The following is a 22865-nucleotide window of genomic DNA, read 5'->3' as shown; positions in this document are numbered from 1 at the left end:
TCAATTTTCATATATCAATTCTATCTCTTCTTTGCAAAAGGATTAATTTTATTTGCAGTAATTTTGACCTTTCTAGCAACTACTTTTTTTAAAACTGCTTTTGGTAAGTCTTCAATTTCATAACCTTTCACATCATGAACTTTCTCAAGTTTGATTGCATCAAATTTACACTTTAGTGTACATGCTCCACATCCAACACATAAATATTCATCTACTTTTGTGGCACCGCATCCTAGACATCTTGCAGTTTCCTTTTTAATCTGTTCTTCAGTCAAGATACCTCTTAAATCTTTAAAAGTGGTTTTTGAAACTTTACCATCAACATGTTGAGTTCTTTGTCTCTCAGTGCCATCATATCCAATAACATCATCCAGATTTTCTTTGTCAAAAACCTTATAGGAATGTGTATCTCTACCAAATACTAATGATTGACCTCTCTGTACAAATCTATGAATAGAAACTGCAGCCTCCTTACCTGCCGCTATTGAGTCAATTGCAAATCTTGGGCCACTAGCAACATCTCCACCTGCAAAAATATCTACTTTTGAAGTTTGAAGTGTTACCTGATCAACTTCAATAGTATTTCTATTGGTTAATCTTACCCCTTCTCCTTCTAATAGATTTCCATAATTGAAGGTTTGACCTACTGATAATAAGACATAGTCACATTCAGTAATTTTTCTATCTGCTTCATCAAACTGTGGATTGAACTTGCCATTTTCATCAAATACTGAAAGACAACGTTTGAATTCAATACCAGTGACTTTACCATTTTCTGTGATAATCCTTGTTGGTCCCCAAGAATTGTTAATCTTAATCTCTTCTTCTAAGGCTTCTTCTACTTCTTCATTGTGGGCTGGCATATTTTCTCTTGCTTCTATGGAAAAGATATCTGTTTGCTTAACCCCATCTAGTCTTATTGCAGATCTCGCAACATCAATAGCAACATTGCCTCCACCAATAACAACGACTTTACCTCCTACATTAGTTTTATCTCCTAGATTGGTCATTCTTAAAAAATCTACTCCACTTAATACTTCTCTAGCATCTTCTCCTTCTAAACCTATTTTTTTCCCTGATTGAGCTCCAATGGCAATATAAAACGCATTGAAACCTTTACCTCTAAGTTCTTGAATTGAAACATCTTTTCCAACTTCAACACCAGTTTTAAACTTAACCCCCATATCTCCTAGTACATCAATCTCTGCTTCTATTACATCTTTTTCCAACCTGTATGATGGTATGCCAAAGGCTAACATTCCACCTAGTTTATTTTCTTTTTCAAATACTGTTACATCGTAACCGTCGATAGATAAATCATAAGCGCACGTTAATCCTGAAGGGCCTCCTCCAATAATTGCAATCTTCTTATCACTATAATCATGTCTTTTTCTTGGTATGTAGCGAATACCTTTATTTAAATCCTGCTCTGCAATAAACTTCTTAATATCATCAACGGCTACAGCTTCATCAATATCACCACGTGTACAGTCCTCCTCACATAACCTTGGACAAACTCGTCCGCAAACTGCAGGAAGGGGATTATGCTTCTTAATCAATTCCAAAGCCTCAGTATATCTACCTTGTGAAGCTAATTTAACATAACCTTGGACAGGTATGTGTGCTGGACAATTTGTAATACAAGGTGATGTCCCGGAATCTAAAGTATTTTTTCTATTGGTCCTATAATCACTATTCCATTTATCTTCTGTCCACTCTGTATTTCTTGGTACCTCTTTAACCATTCTTTCATCGATTGGTTCCTTGGAGCACAATTTTTGTCCTAATCTTAAGGCATTTGTGGGACAAACATCTACACATTCACCACAGGCAACACATTTGGATTCATCTACGATGGATTTGTAATTAGATCGTACAATATCATTATTCACATATTCATTGGCAAGTCTCATAGCATAACAACCACATCCACAGCAATTACAAATAGCATGAGTGTGTCCCAGTCCGTCTAAGTTTGGAATAGAGTGCATTAATCCGTTGTCTTCTGCTCTTTTGATAATTTCAAAAGCTTCTTTTCTTGTTATTTCTCGTCCACGTCCTGTTTTTATGTAGTACTCCGCCGCGTGGTCTAATTGAATGCACATATCTTCTTTTAGATGTCCACAACCTTCTTCCATTGCCTCACGGGATGTTCTACAAGAACAATCTGACACTGAAAACACTTCTGCTTCATTTAAGTATTTTGATAGTTCTTCATAGGATGCTCTTCTTGAATTTCCGTCGATAGATCTCTCAATAGGTAATACACGCATTGGTCCACCACCAACAGGCATAATACCTGCTGCCATAGGTCCTTTTTTGCTACCAAAATAATAAAAGGCCTCTGCAATTTCAGGATGTTTTGCAACCAATTCTTTGTTGTTATTAATCATTTCCAAGTGTCCCGGAACAAATATATCTTGCCAATACATATCCACGCCATCAATTGTATTAACAAAAGCAACTCCAGCCCAAGCGATATAGTCTAATGTTTTTTTTACCTTTTCATAGGACTCTCCCGATCCTTTTGCAATATCCTTTGCACTAAGTTTTTTACGAAATTGTAGTTGCATGGCTATTTTCACTTGATACTCATCAAGTATTGGAGCAAGCGCATAGTATTCAGGACCAAATGGAATTGCCTCTCTCCCTGTCCCTGCCTTTGTTCTACCAATTTTATTTGCAAGATCAACTATTTCCGGTCTATAATCTCTGCCATCTACATCTCCCCATGTTAAAGCAAAATTAAATCTTTCTGACTTATTAAAGTTTGTTTTTGTTAGCTTTTTTTTCAATGTTATATCCCCCTACTTTTAGTTCTCTAATCCAATTTGCCCATTCTTCTACACCCTCCCCAGTTTTAGCAGATATGGGAAATATAACAATATCTTTATTTAACTTTCTTACTCTTCGTTCAAGTAAATTCATACTAAAGTCAAAATGTTCAATTGCATCAATCTTATTGACAATGAGTACCTCTACTTTTCCAAAGATTTTGGGATATTTTAAAGGTTTATCATCCCCTTCAGGAACACTTAATATGGCTACGTTTTTCATTGCTCCTGTATCATAGCCTGCAGGGCATATTAAATTGCCTATGTTCTCCAAGAAAACCAAATCCAATTCTTCTACACCTAATTCATCAATACCTTGCTTTGTCATAGTAGCGTCTAAATGGCACATCCCGCCCGTATGCAATTGAATAGCCTTTGCTCCTGCCTCTTGAACAGTTTTAGCATCCACATCAGAATCCACATCAGCTTCCATTACACCTATTTTCATTTCATCTTTTAGTGCTTTGATAGTACTTACAAGAGTGGCTGTCTTCCCACTGCCTGGTGATGACATAATATTAATTAGATATGTACCTTTTTTCTTTAATTCATTTCTTGTGGTTTCAGCAACTTTAGCATTATCTTCATAGATGTTTTTCTTGATAGTAAAGACTTTTAATTCATTCATTTTAGACCCCCAAAGGTTTATTTTATCCTAATTATAACAAGACAATAAATGATAAACAATAGTGGTTTTTTTAAGAATTTTTTTAACATTTACTTTATCAATATGTTTACAATCTAAGGATTACAACATCCCCTAAATAATCAGATTGTCCTAGACATATTAGTACGAGAAAATTGTTAACAGTAACCTAAAGTAACTTTTTTATAATCAAAATATAATTTTCTTATTTTTCTGAATAATTATCAGCTTAAATATTGAAATAATATACTAATAATGTTAAAATATAAACATATTGAAAACGGTAACATATAATAGTTCATTTTTATGTAAAAGTAATTAATTCTTAAATAAGGGGGACTATTATGAACAAAAACCTTAAATTTAATATCATAATGGAAGGACAAAAAAATGGTATCAGTGTAACTTGTAGAAAATATAATATTTCAAGGACCATTTATTATCGTTGGCTAAAAAGATATGAAACCAAAGGTATCGAAGGTTTAGATCATATTAAGAAAAATTTTGTTCCTATCAATAAAACAAGTACTGAAATAGAAAATGTATTAATTAGACTTTTTAAAACCTATCCTAAATATGGTCCTAAAGCGATTAAATATTTATTAGAAGAATTGGGGCATGATATAAGCGAATCAGCAGTTTTTAATGTCATGAAAAGGCACCAGCTGACCAATAAGGAAAGTAGAATAAAATTTGCCAAAAAGAAGGAAAATAAAATTGTTAGTATCCTTCCTTCTTTAAGAGATATAGAAAGCGGAAAATGCTGGCTGTTTTGGATAACAAATTATGGATATTTTAAAAATATAGGTAACCTTTATGAATATACGTTATTTGATTTTAAAAGTAGAATATCCTGTACAAGACTATATAAAAATATATCTTTAAGTCATTTTGAAGATTTATTATCTGCCGTTGCTATACCTGTAGCACAAACCCTGAATTTTAACACTAATTATTTATGCTTTTTTCAAGATTCAAAATTAATTAAACAAAATAAGAACATTTTTGAATCAAAGATTAATAAAGTCATTCAAGACAATGGATTTGATGTAAATATACATATTCTTCAGAGGAATGATGATTTAGAAAGGATCAATGATTTAAGAAAACAATATACTAATTGTTGCATATCCTTTCTAATGCCACTTATTTATAATGATATGTCATTTGAACAACTGAAAATTCAATTTCAAAAATTCATTAGAAATTATAATATGAACCATAAGGTTAAGTTTGATAATAATATGTATTCTCCTATTGAATACCATAATAAATTAACGGATACAAATCTTGTCTTGCCTTTATGGGCGTATATAGATAGGCAATACTAAGGGGGATATTTATGAAAGTTGCAGTTATAGGAGCAGGTTTTAGCGGAATGCTTTCAGCATATTTATTGGAAAAGCAAGGTATAAAGGTTACAATATATGAAAAACAAGAATCTATAGGTGGTCATTGTAGAACATTATCAAGTAAAGGTATATATGCTGAACTTGGAACTGTGTTCTCTTTCAGTGAGCAAATTAAAGAGCTTTTAATTGAATTAAAAGTGGACTATACTGAACGTTTTACATATAGAAACTTTATTGATGAAAATTATAATAATGTAGAACACATATCTAGAGAAGATGTGACTTTACTAATGGATGAATTACCTAGACTGAAAGTTATTCTTAATAAGTATTCTAAATCACTTAATACCGTAAATTATGGATATATTCATAAAGACTTAATGATTCCTTTATGTACCTTTCTACGACAGCATAATTTAAATACTATATGCCAAGTGATTGCTCCACATCTCTCATCTTTTGGATTTGGAAATATATGTGATGTCCAAGCTTATTATGCATTTAAGATATTTAATTTAGATACTATATATTCTTTTATTCGTGGTGATAAGCTTTTATTCATCAACAAGGGATCTTCAGAACTTATTAAAAAACTCAGTCAGAACATATCAGACATCCGATATTCTATTAAAGTTGAAAACATCGAAGTGAAAGGTAATAAAGTAAACCTCGAAACTCCTTTTAGTTCTGATTATTATGATAAGGTACTTATTACTACAAAGCTACCAAGAGATGTTATTAAGGACGATTTATACAATCAATTAATGAAAAAAATTGATACAAACCCATTTATCACATGTGCCTATGAAGTAGACAATAAAAATTTAGTAACAACTTATTACAAGGCTAATCTAGGCAAAAAAGGTAAAGTACAGTTTTTCCATACTACAAGACAAAACAAAAGAACAATACTTGTAGCCTATGCCTATGGAATAGTGAAAAAAGAACTAATTGATAGTATCACCAATGATATTAAAAAATCAGGAATTCATATAAAACACCTAATAACAGCTAAACAATGGTATATATTCCCACACCTAGATAATCATAATTTGACACAGAACTTCTATCGAGATATTAACGAAACACAAAATACGAGCCATATCCGTCTAATTGGTTCTTTAATATCTAAGCCTGAATTAACAAATTTATATGTATCTGTAAAGAATTCTGTAAATAATATATTAAAGTCTAATAACTTTTAAATATGTTATTTACTATATATACTTCATAGGGAAATATTCATATTAAGTTTATTCCTTTAACCTTATATTAATATCCCCCTATGTCTGATAAGTCCTTTCATTACAAAACTTTATTTTGGGACATTTGAATTCAGGAATTACCCAAGCCTCCCAATAGTATTTTAATAAAGTATTATCTTTTCAGTATATAAACAACAATCACTTTAAAGCATATCATAAAGATGTCTTTTTTAATGAAAGACTTACTCTTGAGATTAATTATGCTTGATGCGTTATCCGTCTGACCTATTCTTCATCCCTGTAAGCCTTTCAATCTCTTTAGTAAGCTTCTCTCCGATACGAGTTCTCGTTATATCCATCATCACTATTTACTATTTCCTCATTTTTTTTCATAGCTTCTTCCCTTTCTCTATAAAATAAAGGAAGTTCCTTATGCAAAAGAGTTTTGACGGAATAGCACACAGGCTTGAAAAAATCACCGTTTCCATCTAACTTCAAAGGACATCCTCCTCCACAAAGAAGAGAATATGTACAATCCCTGCATTCAGGAATTTTTTCTATGTTACGGTTACGTATTGAATTTTCTTTGAACTCAATTAAAGGATAATACTTTCCTATAGAAAAGCGTTCATTGCCAACACAACCCAAACATGGATAAATATCTCCATAGGGGTCAAATGCCATCCCATCTACGTGGGCGTAGCAATAAGAGTACAAAGGATTTATGCCTCTACCATACACTAAGTGATCTAGTATTGAATTCTTTTTAGTTATAAAATTGTTTCTTCTTTCCCTATCCTCGAATGAGTAATTTATATCTGAAAGATATATTTCAGTCATTATATCAATTCGTTCATTATAAGAGTCTCCAACTAGTGTGGTTAATTCAAATGATAAGTTGTCCTTATATTCCGAAAATTTTTCAAGCAGATTTTCTCTTAAATTAATTCCTTCCTTGTAATTGCTTTTCTCAAGGTTCATTCTAATTCGAATATTCATCCCGCTTTCTAGACATTTCTCCACACCATCCATAATTTTTTTGAATGTAGGCTTTCCATTAGCTAATATCCTCCTACTATTGTGAGACTCTTCACTTCCATCTAAAGTTATTAAAACTTGAGAAATATTTATAGACAAAAGCAAATCAAGGAATTCTGTCAGATAATACCCATTGGTAAAAATTTGATATATTTTATCGGGAGCTTTATTAAAAAGATGTTCCAAAGCGGGTCTAGTTTTTGGAAGCAACGGCTCTCCTCCAAAAAGACATATTGTCTGCACGCCCTCACCTGCGAGCTTTAAGGCAGCATCAATTTGTGTCGGAGTTATAACCTGTTTTTTAAGATAGGCATCCCCCTCAAAGCAATAAGGACATCTGAAGTTGCAGTCATAAGTCATAACAAAGACGGCAGTTCTTTGGTCTTTTTGCCTTTGAACGTGCTGGTTACGCAATACCTTTAAAATTTCATTCTTTTTAGCTACTTCCTCTTCGTAGTTATTTACCAGATATCCCCTAGATTGAAGATTACTCAATAACTCATCCTCCAAATCATTTTCTGTTACAATCTCTTCACAATCCTGCCATCTGGACAGGGTTTTGTAAATAGGCTCATCAATTTCATCCATAGTGCCTGTTAAAGAGTTTATCAGCAGTTTTTTGTTATCGTGTATGTCTACAAATATCATGTGTTTAATTAATTTCATTACTTTCCCTCCCTAAAACTGATTGTTATATTAATCAAGTCCCATGTTTATCGGGAATGTCCTATATATATAAGACAAATACCCATCATCTCCATTAAGTTTATAGCGCATACATAATTTCGCAACAACTCACATTGCCAAGAAATACAATAAGCAAAATGTTTCAATGAATGTTATTTATGATAAAAACCCTTCTATCACTGAACAATTTGAATTATTGTGATAGAAGGGTTTTGTAACTTAGCTTTTCTTGAATTAAATATTCAGCAAGAAAGTAAGCTAAATTACTTTACTAAACTTAGCAAGCACAACAAAACTGACTACCAATTCCTATCATTGGTCCCATTTCTGAACTCTCCTGATTAGCTACATTTTGTAAATTCCAACTTGATTCAATAATTGGCTTCATTTTCATTATACTTTCACCCCCTAGTATAGTATGACGTTCTACCTCTTTTTGCATTATCCCATGATGTATATATGTATTATATTAAAGCATTTATCAAAAGTCAAGATTATTTTTGCAAATCTTATGAATTTTTCAACTTTTTACAATTTCCTACATTATTTTTATAAGTTTACTATATGAATCTTTATACTCAGATTATGGGGAATTTTCACTATTTTTATTGAAAACTATCACAATAGGGTATTCTGCTTACTCTTATAGGGTTCTCCATTGATCAGTTTCTTAATCCATCTAAGTATTTCTTTAGTTTTCTTATCTCAAAAACTCCACCACTTTATATTAATTTTTCTTATTCTATCAGTGTTCTTTACAACGCAATCATATTTGTGAAATTTGAGACTCTTTAGTTTTCCATGCTCTAGATATGGTTTTATAGTAATTCATTCTTCAATTTTTCCAGGCGATAGTCAAATTTATACTTCGCTCGTCTAGGATTCCCTTCTGCTCTTTTTATAGAAAGAGTGTTCAAATGATAACTCACAGACCATAAAGTGTCAAAAGAAAGCTTTTTATCATATTGACATAAAAATCCTCTTTTCCCAGATGCAATTTCTATACCTAATTCTCTTGAATAGTCTCTTCCACTTTGCAGATTTTTAGTGACAGTATCATAACGGTCTAATGTTGAATACCAGTTCTCTTCTGGCTTACAATCAAATTTTTTCATTTCTTTTTTAATAAAATGATTCGTAGCAACAATAAATCTTTCATCGGATTTAGGATACCTGACTGCCATATGATCTGGACACATTTCTACAACTGCTAAGTGTCCTAATGAATCTGCCAATATAAAACACTGTGAGGTCATTGATGGTATGTTCTCAAGCAGTTTAATCGCTTCATCAACATCTTTACATTTTTCCAATAACATTCTCACAATCATCAAAAAATTCAAACCTGGCTGTATTGTTCTAGGTGCTACAAAAGTCATTCCTACCGCTAAACCATGTTCATTTATTCCATCTTCTTTTCCTATCAAGCTATCTCCATGACCTAAAAAAACATTCCCTTTATTAGGTTTATAAAAGGCGCTTTCTGTGGTCTTTCTAAGTTGAACAAACATGTCATGATTTCTAACAAAATAAACTTCGTCATCTTCAATATATGCAAAAGTTGTGCAGCCCACATCAAATGAATAGGCTCCTGCTGTTATTAAAAACGTTCCCAATTTTAAATAGTCAACAGATAGCCCCTCTGCCATCCCCCGGATTTCATCAATAATCTCAGGATATATGATTTCACATATTTTTAAAGATTTCTTTCCCATATCAATTCTTTCAGTGTTGAAATTCAGCAATGGTGACAAATCAACTTGGTGTTTTTTTAATAGTTTTCCATAGTGATTTCCCATTTCATAGTGCGTCCCTTTAAATCTTGGTTTATACATTATCTTCCTCCTTTTATCTTTCTATAAATAAGTTTATCAGATTATATTTTATTTTCTTGACATCTGTTGCTTTTTTATAGGAACCAGGATTTCCATGAAACCAGTTTTCTGCTCAAAAGAAAAATCTTTGCTGTAACGCTCAATGATATAGTTATCATCTAAAATCATATCAGATTTCTTAAACCATGAAAAATAAATATAGCTGTATAAGTCATGTAAATACTCAAAGGTTTGGGTTAATCTAAAACATGCATATGCTTGATTACTAATCAATGATTGATCCATCTTTTTCTTGGCATCATAAAACACACCACCTATAAAAACATTTTGCTGCTCACTGAAATCTATCTTCCTTGGATCACAACCAACACTTTCCCAAATCATATATAAGTAATCTCCATTTGGCTGTATACAGTTATCAGAAAAATATTCAAGCAATTGGCTCCAATAGCTTTGAACATTCACTGTCATTAAATCAACTGTTCCTCTAATACCAGTAAGGGTTAGTTGATCAATAGACTCGAAATACGGCACATAATTTGATTGAAAATAAATATTGGAAAGCTTTCTTTTATCAATACAATCCATGACTAACAACTTATTTTCATTTGGATTCTTTCTAAATTCACTTGGTGATATACTAAAATATTTCTTGAAAGCTCTTGTAAAAGACTCATGTGAATTATAGCCACACGCAAATGCTATATCGATTATTTTTTCATTCGTAAATTTTAGTTTTTTAGCAATAATTGTAAACTTTCTCTTTCTAATATAGTCTGCAATTGTTTCATTTGTCATCGTATAAAAGATTCTATGAAAATGGTACTTTGAAAGAAAAATATGGTCAAATAAATGATGATATACATTTTCTTCGAACATATTATTCTCAATATAATCTATTGCGGAAAGTACTGTTTGCTGATAATCCATTATATCACCTACTATTCTATACCCTTTTGTTTCAACTCAAGCAATTTTTAACGAAATTGAATTTTTCAATATCCCTCTGTCAGTATATATATTTTATCATATAGAATCCACATCAACATAAACAAACATTTGTGCATCAAAAATGGTGCAATACACTCTTACCATTCAACAAAATTGATTGTATTGGATTTATTCTCAATATAGTGTCATGCGAAAAAATCTTGCTAAGTTAAGTAAAATCAATTATTCTAAGTAATCACACCACTATCTCAATGTCTGTTTTAGCAGTTTAATAAAACTAAAATATATCATCTAAACCTAACTGTTTGTATTGATATATTACTTGTTAGGGAGTATCTCTAATACCCTAAATAAATTAAAGAAGGAGCATACCGATGAAAAATAGATTGAGAAATATTGATTTAAATGTAGTGGTTACAGAAGAAGAAAAAGAATTAATTTTAAATAGAATGGGTGCTATAGATGCAACAAATATGAGAGTCTTTATTAAAAAAATGAATATGAACCTAACTAGGATTCAATCTAATATAAATCAAATTGCTAAAAAGATTAATTCTACTGATAGATATTACAAAGAAGATGTTAGATGAGATATAGCAATTACAAAAATCTATTGACTATGTATGCGATAAAGATAAAACTGATGAAAATATTCTGATATCTACTTTTGCTTACAGTCATGAAACTGTATCTATAGAATTTAATTTAATTAGGAAAAATTGGAATAGCACTTCTGAAAATTTAGCAAAACATTTAATCCAATCATTTGATCCTGGAGATACTCTTACACCTAAATTAACTCATGAAATAGGGATAAAATTAGCAGAAGAAGCAATTAAGTGAAATATTTATGGATGAGCTTATAATTTCAATAAGAAAAGCTATCACAAAATTAGAAATATCAGTAATAAATTATGTAAAGATTAGAATTTAAATATAATACTTCAACATAAAAAAAGTGGCAAATCTTATAAGGAATACTCCGAATTTAATTAAAGAGTTTGGATTAATAATTCCTTATTCTGGTGCCATATCTAGAACGCTCTACAACACCTACATCTGATAAATCACTTTTAAAAAAAGATATTTAAACATTCTTAGTGGATCAATTGCAGCTCTATCATTATCAGAACAGTATTTTGCAACCAATTCATCATTAACGAATGAAAAATCAATCATTCCATTTATTTGTCTAAGGATATTATCTTTAGGAATAATTAAATTATATATTTTACACTAAAACAAGCATAACTCCTACAACAATTGTTGTAGGAGTTATGCTTGTTTTATTTACCTAAGACTTTTTCAGTGGCCTTGCTTTAAAGCTCTCTCTCTTTATAGTAAATTAACAGTCTCCATACCCTCCATAGCACTGACTAAATAATACTACAAGTAATAGGAAAAAGAATAATAATTCACTATCAACTCCACAACCTCTATTATATCCTGACATTAATAATCCTCCTTCTAAAGTCTATATTAGCTTATAATTTCATAAGCTTAATAATAATATATGAAGATTATACTTTAAAAGTTACTATCATACTTTTTATTGACTTCTCATTATTTTAAATACATCTTTTAATTTTACTCTATTTCCATACATTCGGTACACATCATAAGATAAAAAGGAAAAAGACTAAATAATACAACAACATATTGGTATATTCCAATTTGAAATGTAGATTTTGCTTCATTTATTTTACCTTCCATCTTATAAGCCGATGCAAGAAGTGTTTCTACAACAAGTAGTCGTCTATTTATACATTCAAGCAATTTAACAGCAGACTGTGAATCACCAAGAGAAATATAGCAACTAGCTTCCATATATTGTGCCTGTTTGATAACCTCCAGATCTCTACTTTCTTTTTTTACTCGAACAAAAAGCTCTTTTGCTTCCATAATCAAGGAGACAGTCTTGTCTGTATTTTTTGCTAGATCACTATGAAAGAGTATCAAAACTCCCATTTGCAATAGAAGGGGAAGGGGAAAGCAAGAATAATATCTTTTGATTATATCTCTACAATTATTTAAAACATCATCATAGGGGTTCAATGTAAAATCAGCTGCTAACTTATGGTAAAGCTTGCAAATATTCTCTTTTGACATTTGTGGCTTATAATCCATTAACTCATCTATACTAATGTTAAAGTAAGTAGCAAGTTGTGGCAAAAAAGTAATATCAGGATAACTTTGTTCTGTTTCTCATTTAGAAATAGCGGCCTTTGAAACACCGATATATTTTGCTAATTCCTCTTGAGTAATGCCTTTTTCTTTTCTCTTAAATACTAGCGTTTTTGCAATATTTATTTCTTTCATCTTATCACCTCTTGCTTTAATTATAACTTGCTGTTGTTAAAAGCTCAAAGGATTTGCAGTTGATTTTGGTCGACAAAATCAACTGCAAAGAAACATGGAGCACTTCCAGTTATTGTGCTCCATAAAAATATTTATTTTAGGTATAAATAAAATATAAATAGTTCCTATTACACATAAATCTACAATTATTCATTACTCATTAAATTTCTTATATCTTAAATCCATTTTAATACAATACCTAAAATCAAAACAATCTTAATAAATATTTTTTATTCATGTATTCCAGCTTCTTTTTTAAATCTATTAATTTCTATATTAAATCTTAGTAAATTAAAGAAAAGCAATATTTCAATTGTCCCTGATATCATCATTATAATAGAATTACTGATGAAATAATTGTTAATGACTATGCCACTTCTTCTTGGATAAAAATTAGGCATCAGCATTATTAGCTACTCTATTCCTTCTAGTGATTTGCCATACATAAAATATTTTGAAATTTTTCTGATTCACTTCGATTTTAATTTAAAATAAAAAAAGCACCAAGATTTTGAAAAATTTAATATTTAAATTTCATAAATATACGTTCATTAAATCCTGTCTGTTTAGGGTATTTTTCTGTTTTTCTGTCAAACTCTTCGAATCCCATCTTTGTATATAAATTTAAAGCTATATTATTAGTATCTCCTACCTCTAAAATAAATTCTGAATACCTTTTATCTTCTAACAAGATTTTTAAAAGTGTTCTTGCAACATTATTACCTCTTGCCTCTACTAAGGTGGTTATGAAGTCTATATAAGCAACATTATTTTTATAATATAATGGTTCATTAAATTCTTTTTTAAATATATGGTATGAAAAAATTCCTTTTATATATCCTAAATATGTTTTAAATCTTTTTTTGTCTAAAGATAATACTCTCTTCTTATTATCTGAAATTCCCATTATACCTACTGGTTTATCTTAAATATATGCAATATATACTGACTCTGAACAAAAAGAACCCATAAATATTTTTATAAGATTTTCTTTATCACTACATAAACCTGAAAACTTATCATAAAACCCTTCTACAAATATCTTTGCAATATCCTCTTGATATTCTTTCAAACTATTTTTTTGGTTCTTTATTTTTATATTAGTAATTTGAATTCACCCTTTCTTCAAAATAAATCTTAATAATTCTATACATCACTTTCTATTGAATTTTTTAATTTAATAAACCATTCCAAGTAAAATTCAGTAGTATCCATTCCAAGCTGCAATGTCAAATTTTCAAACTTATTTATATCGATAATATTCTTCTCTATATCTTCATTTCCAGTAGCATCTATAATTCCCTCCATATATTCAAAATCTTTCTGTAAATCTTCCAAATATCTACTTTTATTATACTCACTATTTTCTAGTGAACTTAGTATAGATTGCAAGTATTCTAGCTCTTTTTTTGTATTATCAATAACTTTACTAATAATATTAATGCGATCGTTTTTTGGAATAAAGCCCATAAATAATAATTTTGATAATTCCATATTTTTTGTTTTTGTGATATCCATAGGAGTATTAAGCCATTCTAAAAAGAACGATCTTCCACAAGGCGTAATTGAATATACCTTTTTATTTATACCATTGTCTACGAATTCATTGTAAATGATCATTTCTTTTGCTAATAGTTTTTTAATAGAAGCCTGAATGCTACCCATACTATCACTACACATTGATTTAAAATTCAATTTAATTATATTCCGTATTTCATAAATTGTAATACGCTTTAACATAAGTATTCCAAGTATAATTTTATCCATTTTTTCAATCTCCTTAATTTCATATTACTAATAGTAACATTACTTTTAGTAATAGTCAATGTACTAATTTATAAAAACTACTGTCATAAAGATTTTAATATAAATTCATTTACATTAAGTTAGGTTTTACAAAGAATCTAGTTTTACTATAACCTGAACTGACAACTACTAATATATTTTTTTCATTTTAAATTAGATTTTTAGCTTGATTCTCTATCCCATCCTATCTTTTCTTATTGATATGATAGTAATCTACTGAAGAAGTCTTTGAAGAATTATTTGTTGGATTCTTTGTATTTGTCTCTCTTTTACTCATTCCAAATTAATCTGCTATTCGCTGATAACTTCTTTGGAGTACATCATCTCTAAATTTCTTTTTAACTCCTATCAATTGACCTGATTGTTCATCTCTAACTTCAGTTGGCCTATACCAATAGACTACATCTGATATTATTATGGCATTTAGATAAGGCTTTTTTATTATCTCTTACTATAGTTTTATACCAAGTTGTTGGTATTATATATCCACTAAAATACATCTCACTTGATCTACAACGTCATTTCCTGAGCTATATATGTTACTAAACTAAATCACCTCCTTGATTTTGAGCACAAAAAATAGATGAAAATAAAATTCATCTATTTTTTGTGCTCAAATGTTAAATATTTTTATTGTTTTCACATCATAATAAAATTCCTGGATATTGTAACTAAATTATTCCGCTCTATTATTATAATAATCTGAAATACTTAATCTTCAATATGCTTCATCCTTTTTCGTTGCCTCAGCTTATATTCACAAATCTTTTATCTAATCCTGATCAGCATATCTCCACCAGAACATAGTACTTATCAATCCAATTAAATATGTTAAAAAAACAATAACTATACTAGTATTTGTTAGAACTGCACTCCCTTTACCTGCAATACCACTTGCAAGGGCAGGTATAGACCAAGGAAAGAATTCACCAAATCCCATAGCAGCAACTATTTGTGAAAGTATGAGGGTGAGTATCATAAATCCTAACGGTGACAAATATCCACGACCAAAACTCGCAAAAAATGCAACTGGTGTAGACAATAAAATCGTAAGTAATGAACATATTGAAAATATAATACTACTTGAAAATAAAACTTCTAAAGACCAGCCAGGTAGACGAATAATTTTACCAACAAATATACCCATTAAAAATACAAATCTTGAAAGAACCATACACCATAGAAAAATTACAATGAATTTAGAGATTACAATAACATTTCTAGATATAGGTAGTGCAAGTAAATCTTTAATTGTTCTGTCTGAGTATTCTCTTCCAAAAACCCAACTAGTAACAAATCCAAAAACAACTAGTCCTCCAAGTGAAATACCTTGTGTAAGCAAACTAAAATAAGAAGGCCAATCTGCATTAGATCCTAAGATTTGAGCTTTTGTAGAAATAATACCCATCTTTTGTGCTACTATTGGATCTTTTAATATAATCATAAAAAATCCACCTACAAATGGTAGTATCATAAGTCCAATCATTGTTATTAAAAGTGTTTTAGAACTTAGAAATTTTTTAATTTCTATAGGAACACATATTATTATCTTATTCATTTTAAACCCCCTCCAAATTCTTCAATAGATCTTAAAAAATACTCTTCTAAATCTTCCTTTTTAATTTTTAACATTTTAGGACGGTATCCATTATTTACAAGTAATGTAACTATCTTCTCCGGATTCTTTACAGCATCTTCATTGTGGATTTGCAAAACAGATGAATTTCCATTTGATACAATATTTGCCTTATATCCAAATTTATAAAGAACTGATTTTATAGTATTTTTATCTTTTCCATCTATTAGTAAATATTTCTTTAATTCATGTTCAAGTTGTTTTCTATCTATCTTTTTAATTAATTCACCATCATGAATTATAGCTATATTTGTGGCAATTCTTGAAATTTCATTTAATTTATGACTAGAAACTAATATAGTTACACCTGAGTTTTTTGCTAAATCCATTAATAGATTGAGTACTTCAACAATACCAGCAGGATCTAAGCCATTTGTAGGTTCATCAAGGAGTAAAATTTTAGGTTTATGAATAATTGCTTTTGCTATACCAAGTCGTTGTGCATTTCCCAAAGAAAGATGTTTAACTTTCTTTGATTCATATTTTTCTAATTTTAACTTCTTTATAACCCAATTAACGGAATCTTTATCCTTAACCGCTCTTAAACTTACGAACAATTTCTAGGTTTTCTCTAACAGTTAACTCAGGATATGAATATGGTGTTTCTACAATATATCCTACATCACTCCAAGCATCTGTATTCCCTGCATTTACTTTTTTGCCTTGTAGATAACACTCTCCAGAAGTAGGAGAAATCATCCCCAGTAACATACGTATTGCAGTAGTCTTACCTGCTCCATTTAATCCTATAAAACCAAATATTTCTCCTTCTTTAACTGATAAATTAACATTATTGACAGCCTTTGTTTTTCCGTAAGTCTTTGTTAAATTGATAGTATTAATAATTTTATTCATTATTATAATCCTCCTCAATTAATTGCTTTGCAACCCCCCTAATCAAAATCATTAATACTTCATCAAATTCCTTTTCTCCAATTTCTTCAACATATTCTCCAATTTCTTCAACATATATCATACTCATAAAAATTGCTCTTAATGAAGCTGCTACAATATCTATATTTATATCATCTCTAATCTTTATATAAGAAAACAATTCTCTTGTAAATGTATCATCTAGTGAATGATGATTAATGATAAGTTCTTTAGGTAATTTTTTAATAAAGTATTCAAACTCTTGATTTCGAATTATATTCATAATAAATGACTTTCTAACCTCCTGATAAACTCCATAAATTAAATCCGTAAATTCATCAACTCCTATATTATCCAATTCTTTTAATCTATTAATTAATTTACTTATAATAGACTTTTGGTATTCTTCTAATACCATAAAAAACAAAACTTCTTTTGCAGGATAAAAATTATAGAAAGATCCTTTCGATATGCCTACCATCTGAACAATTTCGTCAACAGTAGTCTTTTTTACTCCGTATTTTACCAGACATTCTACTGCTGCTTTTTTTAATTCTTTTCTTATTAATTCCTTTTCATTATCATCAAATGCAGTTGCCATAATTCGCCTCCATGCCCTATGACTATATTTATTATATAGTCATAGGGCATCACCATAGTAAAACTTTGTCAACTAGATTTCTCTTAAATTTTCCCTCTTAAATCTAAACATAAAAAATACAGATGAGTTTTTTATGCTCATCTGCATTTTTTATGTTTAAAGTATTAAATTATTCTCATTTATAAACCATTTATCTATTACTACTTCTTTGTATCTACAAACTCTAGGTTAACAACCACTGAAACATCGAAATACTTTTTCAGCTCTTTTTTCTTGAAATCATGCTCATCTTTTGTGAAGACGAAATGGTCGTAAAAGTGCTTGAATCTAAGGATTTCTATATAGTTTGCTTTTCTATCAATGCTATGCACTCCACATGTGTCGTATGATTAAATCAAGACTTTTTCTATATTTTATCATATCTATATATAACGTTATAACACTTGGTTTTACTAACTTTAAAGAAACTGAAACTTTAATTATATTTTATTATATCATTATATATTTTTATATAACTTACTTATGGGTGGCACAAGGGTGGAAAAATTCATCCTTGCCACCTTATTTATTCCCCAAACTAATTAAAGGGCCTTATTTGGCCCTTTTAATTTGATATTCATTATGAAATATACTACTAGTTTTATGATGTATTAAATATTAAAAAACTAGTTAATTTAAAATAAAAAATAAGATCATCAAAGTGTAATTTTATAAATGAGCTGTTCTTATTACTTTATTAATATAATATTGTAAGAATTTCTTATCCCATAAACTATTTTTATATTTTATTATAAATTCATCAACTAAAAAACTAGGATATTAATATCCTAGTTTTGTTTATGTTTTTTTATCTATTTTGGTTATAGCTATACATTTAGATTTTATATAAAAGTCACTCTAGTTCTTGAGGTGTGTAATATAATTCTTAAACCTCCAAAATGTATAATTAATACATTCATATCATCTCAGATTTTATGAACAATCTGTTTGCTAACAATGTTTTTCACTCTATGTTATTTCTTCTCAGTAGCTCTGTTTTTACAACTTGTAACCTCATATGTAATAAGTCTGGAAACTCAGGTTTCATAAAATGTCTGGCACTTGTAATGAAAATAAATATGCTTGAAAATAGTAATATATATAAGAAATAATATTTAAATATCCTATCTAGACTTGAAAAACCATCATCGCTAGATAGAATTATTGAAAATATAGAGTTTACAAATCCGATAATTGTTCCAAATACAATTATTGCTATTGGGATAAAATATTTATCATAAAATTTGGGTTCTGTAGTTCTTTTCATCTTTGATTCCAAATATATTACTTCTCTTTCTAAATCAATAACAGAATATTTAGAATAACTTATCTCATATAATACAATATCTCTATGTTTATTTTTAAAATTTATGTCTTTGCAAAATTCCAACTTTTTGTTTTCTACTTTCACATATAACGCATCTCTGTTTTTAAAAAATATTTGGCCTAGCCATATTAAATCTTTGAATTTTATTAATAAACCTAAAATACTTGATACTAATATTAGAGTAATTGATTCACTTAACTGATTTTGAGTTATTATATCCCTTTTTACTAAAAACTTAAGAACCTCAATTATACATATTGATAGCGGTACAATTTGAATCTTAAATACCCATAAACTAGTTTCAAAAATGTCTTTACTAATTTTAATCCCTTCATAATTAATAGTAGGTAAAAAAAATATTTTAAACTTCTTTTGATATCTTATTTCCACAGGAGTCTCTGTATTATTGTAGGATTTTCTTAATAAAAGTATTGAAACATGTGTAAAGTATAATATGATAACAAATGGAATAATTCCATACCTTATATCCTCTAATATGTATAATGATAATATCAAACTAACAAATAATATTACAGAAATTGATATCACTTTTTCATTCAAGTTTTTCAACATACTTACCTCCTAATATATAATTATCTATATTTTACTATATAATAAAAAATAAGGCTATAGATTTCTCTCTATACTTAAAATCATGTCATAATAAACTTTTATTATATATGGTAAAATAAGTATGACTTAAGCTCTATAATATGGTAATATATAAAGTAAATTATAATTAAAGGGGGTAAACTTAATGCAAGCTAATAAATTTAAAGGGAAATTTGAAAATCTGTATTCAAAAATTTTAAGTAATAAGCTAATAACAATATGTATTCTATTTACTATTTTCACTTTACTAGATACTATACCAATATTATTAGGTTTATGGCCAGCTAAAACAGGTATAGGACCATATGCACACCTACTAGCTAGATTTGTATTACATTCAATACTTATAAGCGGATTATTTTTCTTTGATATTTTAAGAAAAACTATAAAATCCAAATTAATAATATATGCTATAACTTTTATTATAACATGGGCTCTTCTTTTGATTTATCTTTGGATTAATGGAATATTTATAGAATTACATCCTGATGCATTTAAAGATTTATCAAGGAGTTATGCATTTATGTATGGTCTTTTAGGAGCAGTAATTTTTATTGGTGGTAGAACAAAGAGACTAGTTAAAAATAAGAATTAGTATTTTTACTTCTTATGAGAATCAATAAACTGAAATAAATCATATACATATATTATATATAAATCATAAAATTTTTTATGGATTTTGAAATACTTCACATAAAAATAAGGCTAAGAAAAATCTTAACCTTGTATAAAAAATTCATTTTAAGCAAAAAAAGAGATAATAATTATTATCTCTTTTAACTAACTTTATAACCTTCAAGATCTTCTGCTTCTTCTTCAATATAGTCACATAATTTATTAATTTTATCTTTTTCATCAACATTTATTTCTGCAATATTCATATTTTTTGATGTAAGATAATTGAAAAATTTATAAATACTTTTATTATCAGTAAAATCAGATGCTTTATATAATAAATGTACTTTAAAATCTGTTTCATTTAAATTATTAATAAAATACTCTGTTTTAGCAAGCCAATCGGAATTATCTTTTGAACTATATAAATTAGGTACAGCTTGCATGTAATTCCATACACCATTTTTAAATGTAAAATCAATTTTAATTTTGAATTCATTTAAGTTATTTAATGGATTAAGTTCTATATCAGATTTTACTTTCCTATCAAGTAATTTTTTAGTTTGAAAATATTCTTTTACAAATTTCTTTGCAGTTAATGTTTTAGGAGTTTTATCAAGATATTTCGAACCAACGTATTGTTCAAAAAGACCTTTAAATAATATCTCAACATTTGAAGTGAATGCAAAGTTAGGTTTTGTTATTGTAAGTTTTTTGTTTTTAAAATATTCATATAAGTTATTCAAGAAATTTTCACTATAATATGAACCAATTGATATTTCTCCAACACTACCATCAACTGTTTCTTTACTTTTTGATAAATAATATTCTAAAATATCCTTATATGATTTATACAGGTTAATACCACTTTGTTTTTCAATAATCGATCTAATCTTAGATGAATTCTCTTCTAAAATAGAAAATTTTATACTTGATTGATTTTCAAAATTATGCAGTAAAATACCGACATTAATAACTTCACCACTAAGATTATCTGGAGAATATCTGATTATGCTGTACCATACTGCTTTTCTTTCTTCCATTCTAATGCCCCTCCTCTAAAATTTGTAAAAGCGCCTCTCTTAGCTAACTCTTGTATTATATGTCTTATCATATTTTTTTGATTTAATATAAATTTCTTATATAATGCTATTTGTGTAGGTTTATTTATGAACCAGCTATCAGGTACTTCTTTGAAGCAATCATCTAAGAATTCTTCATCAATACTTTCAATATTATGCACAATTTCTATAAAATCATGTTGATTGACATTGCTTAAATCAACATGAGATTCTAAAGCTCTAAAAATAGTTCCCAATCCATTTAATGATCCTTGATTTATTTTAAGTATAGAATTTAAAAAATATATAATATAATCTTGATCCAACTTATCATTATTTAAATGGTTTATTTTTCCTTGATTCCATGTTGGTCCCCAAAAAGCATGCCCATGATCAATAGCATATATTCTTCTTCCTTTATCTGATAAACTAATTAATATATTTCCTTCATTTGTGTATCTATCAAAATTTCCAATAAGTATGTCGAAAGCTAATATTTTTGCTATGTCTTTTTTATTAATAATATTATCAAAAAAGACATTCCAACTTCTCACTATATATGGTTTCCTCATTTCCATTAATTCACTCATATTTTCCATTAAATTATTCTCCACTTCTGATAGTTCTTCAGAAGCAAAATAACATCCTTCTTTAAATCTATAAGTAAATCTCATTACAGGAGAATTATCTATCAATCTTCTATCAATCCTTGCTATTGCGGGCTCTGGTATTGGTACATTTAAGTATTCTCCAATTTTACATGCAAGTAATTCATTTAAAAACATGCAATTAAAATTTTGCTTATTTCCATCTATATCAACTTCTTCATTTTTAAGGATATATCTATTAAAATCGCTACCCATTACTAATACTGGATTTGACATTCCTTGTCCTAAGTATTCTAAAAATGCATCTACATATATCTCCTTTGTCAATTTCCTCCCCCTCTAAACCTATATTCATAACTTTCTTTATAAGACTTAGAGATATTATACAATATAAATTGATAAAATAAAAGACTAGGATTGTTCATTATTTTAAATTATTATATATGTGACAAAAACTCATTTATAAATCATATTATATATATATAGTTTTTATCACAAAAAATAAGGCTAGAGAAAAATCTCTAGCCTTAAATAATTGCTCATTATATCACTTATATATTTTGTCTTTTTCAACAAACCTTAAAAAACCTTTCTTTCTCTTTGTAATTTCTATATAAGTTTCTTTGTCTATCTTTTCATCTTTATAAAGTTTTTCTGCAAATTTAATAAAATCTTTTGATAATTGTACTAAATCATTTATGGCCTCCTCCATATTAAAACCTCCTGGTAAGATTATTACTATGTTTAAATTAATTATTCTACAAAGTATAAAAAATTCCTT

The 22865-nt window shown here is 28.6% G+C and carries 24 protein-coding genes and 1 pseudogene; 5 read left to right on the top strand and 20 right to left on the bottom strand.

Annotation, left to right across the window (positions count from 1 at the left end; translation table 11 throughout):
* Positions 1 to 20: 20 nt before the first annotated feature.
* The gene (locus D3Z33_RS00115; RefSeq protein WP_347561155.1) at positions 21 to 2696 is read right to left on the bottom strand and encodes an FAD-dependent oxidoreductase; all 2676 of its coding nucleotides are present in this window, start codon (positions 2694 to 2696) and stop codon (positions 21 to 23) included.
* A 67-nt stretch (positions 2697 to 2763) separates the two neighbouring features.
* A complete protein-coding gene (gene hypB / locus D3Z33_RS00110) occupies positions 2764 to 3462 on the bottom strand; it encodes a hydrogenase nickel incorporation protein HypB (protein WP_160195773.1) in 699 nt (232 codons plus the stop codon).
* Between the two features lie 362 nt (positions 3463 to 3824).
* Here hypB and D3Z33_RS00105 point away from each other — a divergent pair, with 362 nt between their 5' ends.
* Together D3Z33_RS00105 and D3Z33_RS00100 are read left to right on the top strand one after the other, a co-directional pair.
* Complete coding sequence (locus D3Z33_RS00105; protein WP_160195772.1) at positions 3825 to 4811, top strand: helix-turn-helix domain-containing protein; 987 nt, start codon at positions 3825 to 3827, stop codon at positions 4809 to 4811.
* Between the two features lie 11 nt (positions 4812 to 4822).
* Positions 4823 to 6037, top strand: coding sequence for an FAD-dependent oxidoreductase (locus D3Z33_RS00100; RefSeq protein ID WP_160195771.1), 1215 nt, complete (start codon positions 4823 to 4825; stop codon positions 6035 to 6037).
* Between the two features lie 318 nt (positions 6038 to 6355).
* On the opposite strand, the gene D3Z33_RS00095 is transcribed toward D3Z33_RS00100, so the two are convergent.
* From D3Z33_RS00095 to D3Z33_RS00085, 3 genes are all read right to left on the bottom strand, one after another.
* On the bottom strand, positions 6356 to 7741 hold the full coding sequence (locus D3Z33_RS00095) for a radical SAM/SPASM domain-containing protein (RefSeq protein WP_160195770.1): 1386 nt from the start codon (positions 7739 to 7741) through the stop codon (positions 6356 to 6358).
* Positions 7742 to 8580: 839 nt separating this feature from the next.
* Positions 8581 to 9597, bottom strand: a complete 1017-nt coding sequence (locus tag D3Z33_RS00090; RefSeq protein WP_160195769.1) for a C45 family autoproteolytic acyltransferase/hydolase — start codon at positions 9595 to 9597, stop codon at positions 8581 to 8583.
* Positions 9598 to 9645: 48 nt separating this feature from the next.
* A complete protein-coding gene (locus D3Z33_RS00085; protein ID WP_160195768.1) occupies positions 9646 to 10527 on the bottom strand; it encodes an AraC family transcriptional regulator in 882 nt (293 codons plus the stop codon).
* 395 nt (positions 10528 to 10922) lie between these two features.
* On the opposite strand from D3Z33_RS00085, the gene D3Z33_RS00080 reads away from it, so the two are divergent.
* Both D3Z33_RS00080 and D3Z33_RS17150 read left to right on the top strand, forming a co-directional pair.
* On the top strand, positions 10923 to 11138 hold the full coding sequence (locus D3Z33_RS00080; protein WP_160195767.1) for a hypothetical protein: 216 nt from the start codon (positions 10923 to 10925) through the stop codon (positions 11136 to 11138).
* A gap of 22 nt (positions 11139 to 11160) precedes the next feature.
* Complete coding sequence (locus tag D3Z33_RS17150; RefSeq protein WP_160195973.1) at positions 11161 to 11391, top strand: relaxase/mobilization nuclease domain-containing protein; 231 nt, start codon at positions 11161 to 11163, stop codon at positions 11389 to 11391.
* Positions 11392 to 11578: 187 nt separating this feature from the next.
* Here the strand turns inward: D3Z33_RS17150 and D3Z33_RS16595 are convergent.
* The 12 genes and pseudogenes from D3Z33_RS16595 to D3Z33_RS00025 form a co-directional block, all read right to left on the bottom strand.
* Positions 11579 to 11778 (bottom strand): annotated as a pseudogene (locus D3Z33_RS16595) (IS5/IS1182 family transposase); the annotation flags it as partial.
* 357 nt (positions 11779 to 12135) lie between these two features.
* Complete coding sequence (locus tag D3Z33_RS00070; protein ID WP_160195766.1) at positions 12136 to 12507, bottom strand: hypothetical protein; 372 nt, start codon at positions 12505 to 12507, stop codon at positions 12136 to 12138.
* Positions 12508 to 12753: 246 nt separating this feature from the next.
* Positions 12754 to 12867, bottom strand: a complete 114-nt coding sequence (locus tag D3Z33_RS00065; protein ID WP_160195765.1) for a helix-turn-helix domain-containing protein — start codon at positions 12865 to 12867, stop codon at positions 12754 to 12756.
* A 269-nt stretch (positions 12868 to 13136) separates the two neighbouring features.
* Positions 13137 to 13307, bottom strand: coding sequence for a hypothetical protein (locus tag D3Z33_RS00060; protein WP_160195764.1), 171 nt, complete (start codon positions 13305 to 13307; stop codon positions 13137 to 13139).
* Positions 13308 to 13426: 119 nt separating this feature from the next.
* A complete protein-coding gene (locus D3Z33_RS00055) occupies positions 13427 to 13813 on the bottom strand; it encodes a GNAT family N-acetyltransferase (RefSeq protein ID WP_160195763.1) in 387 nt (128 codons plus the stop codon).
* Between the two features lie 18 nt (positions 13814 to 13831).
* Positions 13832 to 13978 (bottom strand): hypothetical protein, encoded by a 147-nt coding sequence (locus D3Z33_RS00050; RefSeq protein ID WP_160195762.1) that lies wholly within the window; start codon positions 13976 to 13978, stop codon positions 13832 to 13834.
* A gap of 74 nt (positions 13979 to 14052) precedes the next feature.
* Positions 14053 to 14673: a PadR family transcriptional regulator gene (locus tag D3Z33_RS00045; RefSeq protein ID WP_160195761.1), complete on the bottom strand. Its 621-nt coding sequence runs from the start codon at positions 14671 to 14673 to the stop codon at positions 14053 to 14055.
* Between the two features lie 811 nt (positions 14674 to 15484).
* Positions 15485 to 16270 (bottom strand): ABC transporter permease, encoded by a 786-nt coding sequence (locus tag D3Z33_RS00040; RefSeq protein ID WP_160195760.1) that lies wholly within the window; start codon positions 16268 to 16270, stop codon positions 15485 to 15487.
* Positions 16267 to 16905, bottom strand: coding sequence for an ABC transporter ATP-binding protein (locus D3Z33_RS00035; RefSeq protein ID WP_279279045.1), 639 nt, complete (start codon positions 16903 to 16905; stop codon positions 16267 to 16269). The genes D3Z33_RS00040 and D3Z33_RS00035 overlap by 4 nt, the downstream gene beginning before the upstream one ends.
* The gene (locus D3Z33_RS16840) at positions 16880 to 17203 is read right to left on the bottom strand and encodes an ATP-binding cassette domain-containing protein (RefSeq protein ID WP_279279044.1); all 324 of its coding nucleotides are present in this window, start codon (positions 17201 to 17203) and stop codon (positions 16880 to 16882) included. Before D3Z33_RS16840 ends, D3Z33_RS00035 begins: the two co-directional genes overlap by 26 nt.
* On the bottom strand, positions 17196 to 17822 hold the full coding sequence (locus D3Z33_RS00030; RefSeq protein ID WP_160195759.1) for a TetR/AcrR family transcriptional regulator: 627 nt from the start codon (positions 17820 to 17822) through the stop codon (positions 17196 to 17198). The genes D3Z33_RS16840 and D3Z33_RS00030 overlap by 8 nt, the downstream gene beginning before the upstream one ends.
* Positions 17823 to 18825: 1003 nt before the next feature.
* On the bottom strand, positions 18826 to 19761 hold the full coding sequence (locus D3Z33_RS00025; RefSeq protein WP_160195758.1) for a hypothetical protein: 936 nt from the start codon (positions 19759 to 19761) through the stop codon (positions 18826 to 18828).
* Between the two features lie 184 nt (positions 19762 to 19945).
* Between D3Z33_RS00025 and D3Z33_RS00020 the strand changes: the two genes are divergently transcribed.
* Entirely contained in the window at positions 19946 to 20395 is a 450-nt protein-coding gene (locus D3Z33_RS00020) for a DUF6608 family protein (protein WP_160195757.1), read from the top strand.
* A gap of 181 nt (positions 20396 to 20576) precedes the next feature.
* Here D3Z33_RS00020 and D3Z33_RS00015 read toward each other — a convergent pair whose 3' ends face one another.
* From D3Z33_RS00015 to D3Z33_RS00005, 3 genes are all read right to left on the bottom strand, one after another.
* Complete coding sequence (locus tag D3Z33_RS00015; RefSeq protein WP_160195756.1) at positions 20577 to 21458, bottom strand: DUF3037 domain-containing protein; 882 nt, start codon at positions 21456 to 21458, stop codon at positions 20577 to 20579.
* Positions 21425 to 22411, bottom strand: a complete 987-nt coding sequence (locus D3Z33_RS00010) for a HipA family kinase (RefSeq protein ID WP_243153380.1) — start codon at positions 22409 to 22411, stop codon at positions 21425 to 21427. Before D3Z33_RS00010 ends, D3Z33_RS00015 begins: the two co-directional genes overlap by 34 nt.
* A 220-nt stretch (positions 22412 to 22631) precedes the next feature.
* On the bottom strand, positions 22632 to 22865 hold a 234-nt coding region (locus D3Z33_RS00005; protein ID WP_207708344.1), incomplete at its 5' end, for a hypothetical protein.

This window comes from Senegalia massiliensis (assembly GCF_009911265.1).
Lineage (GTDB): Bacteria > Bacillota > Clostridia > Tissierellales > SIT17 > Anaeromonas > Anaeromonas massiliensis_A.
Note: the sequence above shows the minus strand (reverse complement) of the source record. Positions and strands in the feature narration are given on the sequence as shown.

Coding starts and splice junctions, on each gene's coding strand:
- D3Z33_RS00030 (WP_160195759.1), bottom strand. CDS start 17,822: ATGGCAACTGCATTTGATGATAATGAAAAGGAATTAATAAGAAAAGAA.
- hypB (WP_160195773.1), bottom strand. CDS start 3,462: ATGAATGAATTAAAAGTCTTTACTATCAAGAAAAACATCTATGAAGAT.
- D3Z33_RS00015 (WP_160195756.1), bottom strand. CDS start 21,458: ATGGAAGAAAGAAAAGCAGTATGGTACAGCATAATCAGATATTCTCCA.
- D3Z33_RS00090 (WP_160195769.1), bottom strand. CDS start 9,597: ATGTATAAACCAAGATTTAAAGGGACGCACTATGAAATGGGAAATCAC.
- D3Z33_RS00100 (WP_160195771.1), top strand. CDS start 4,823: ATGAAAGTTGCAGTTATAGGAGCAGGTTTTAGCGGAATGCTTTCAGCA.
- D3Z33_RS00105 (WP_160195772.1), top strand. CDS start 3,825: ATGAACAAAAACCTTAAATTTAATATCATAATGGAAGGACAAAAAAAT.
- D3Z33_RS00065 (WP_160195765.1), bottom strand. CDS start 12,867: ATGAAAGAAATAAATATTGCAAAAACGCTAGTATTTAAGAGAAAAGAA.
- D3Z33_RS16840 (WP_279279044.1), bottom strand. CDS start 17,203: ATGAATAAAATTATTAATACTATCAATTTAACAAAGACTTACGGAAAA.
- D3Z33_RS00085 (WP_160195768.1), bottom strand. CDS start 10,527: ATGGATTATCAGCAAACAGTACTTTCCGCAATAGATTATATTGAGAAT.
- D3Z33_RS00025 (WP_160195758.1), bottom strand. CDS start 19,761: ATGTTGAAAAACTTGAATGAAAAAGTGATATCAATTTCTGTAATATTA.
- D3Z33_RS00095 (WP_160195770.1), bottom strand. CDS start 7,741: ATGAAATTAATTAAACACATGATATTTGTAGACATACACGATAACAAA.
- D3Z33_RS00080 (WP_160195767.1), top strand. CDS start 10,923: ATGAAAAATAGATTGAGAAATATTGATTTAAATGTAGTGGTTACAGAA.
- D3Z33_RS00055 (WP_160195763.1), bottom strand. CDS start 13,813: ATGGGAATTTCAGATAATAAGAAGAGAGTATTATCTTTAGACAAAAAA.
- D3Z33_RS00045 (WP_160195761.1), bottom strand. CDS start 14,673: ATGGATAAAATTATACTTGGAATACTTATGTTAAAGCGTATTACAATT.
- D3Z33_RS00060 (WP_160195764.1), bottom strand. CDS start 13,307: ATGCCTAATTTTTATCCAAGAAGAAGTGGCATAGTCATTAACAATTAT.
- D3Z33_RS00040 (WP_160195760.1), bottom strand. CDS start 16,270: ATGAATAAGATAATAATATGTGTTCCTATAGAAATTAAAAAATTTCTA.
- D3Z33_RS00020 (WP_160195757.1), top strand. CDS start 19,946: ATGCAAGCTAATAAATTTAAAGGGAAATTTGAAAATCTGTATTCAAAA.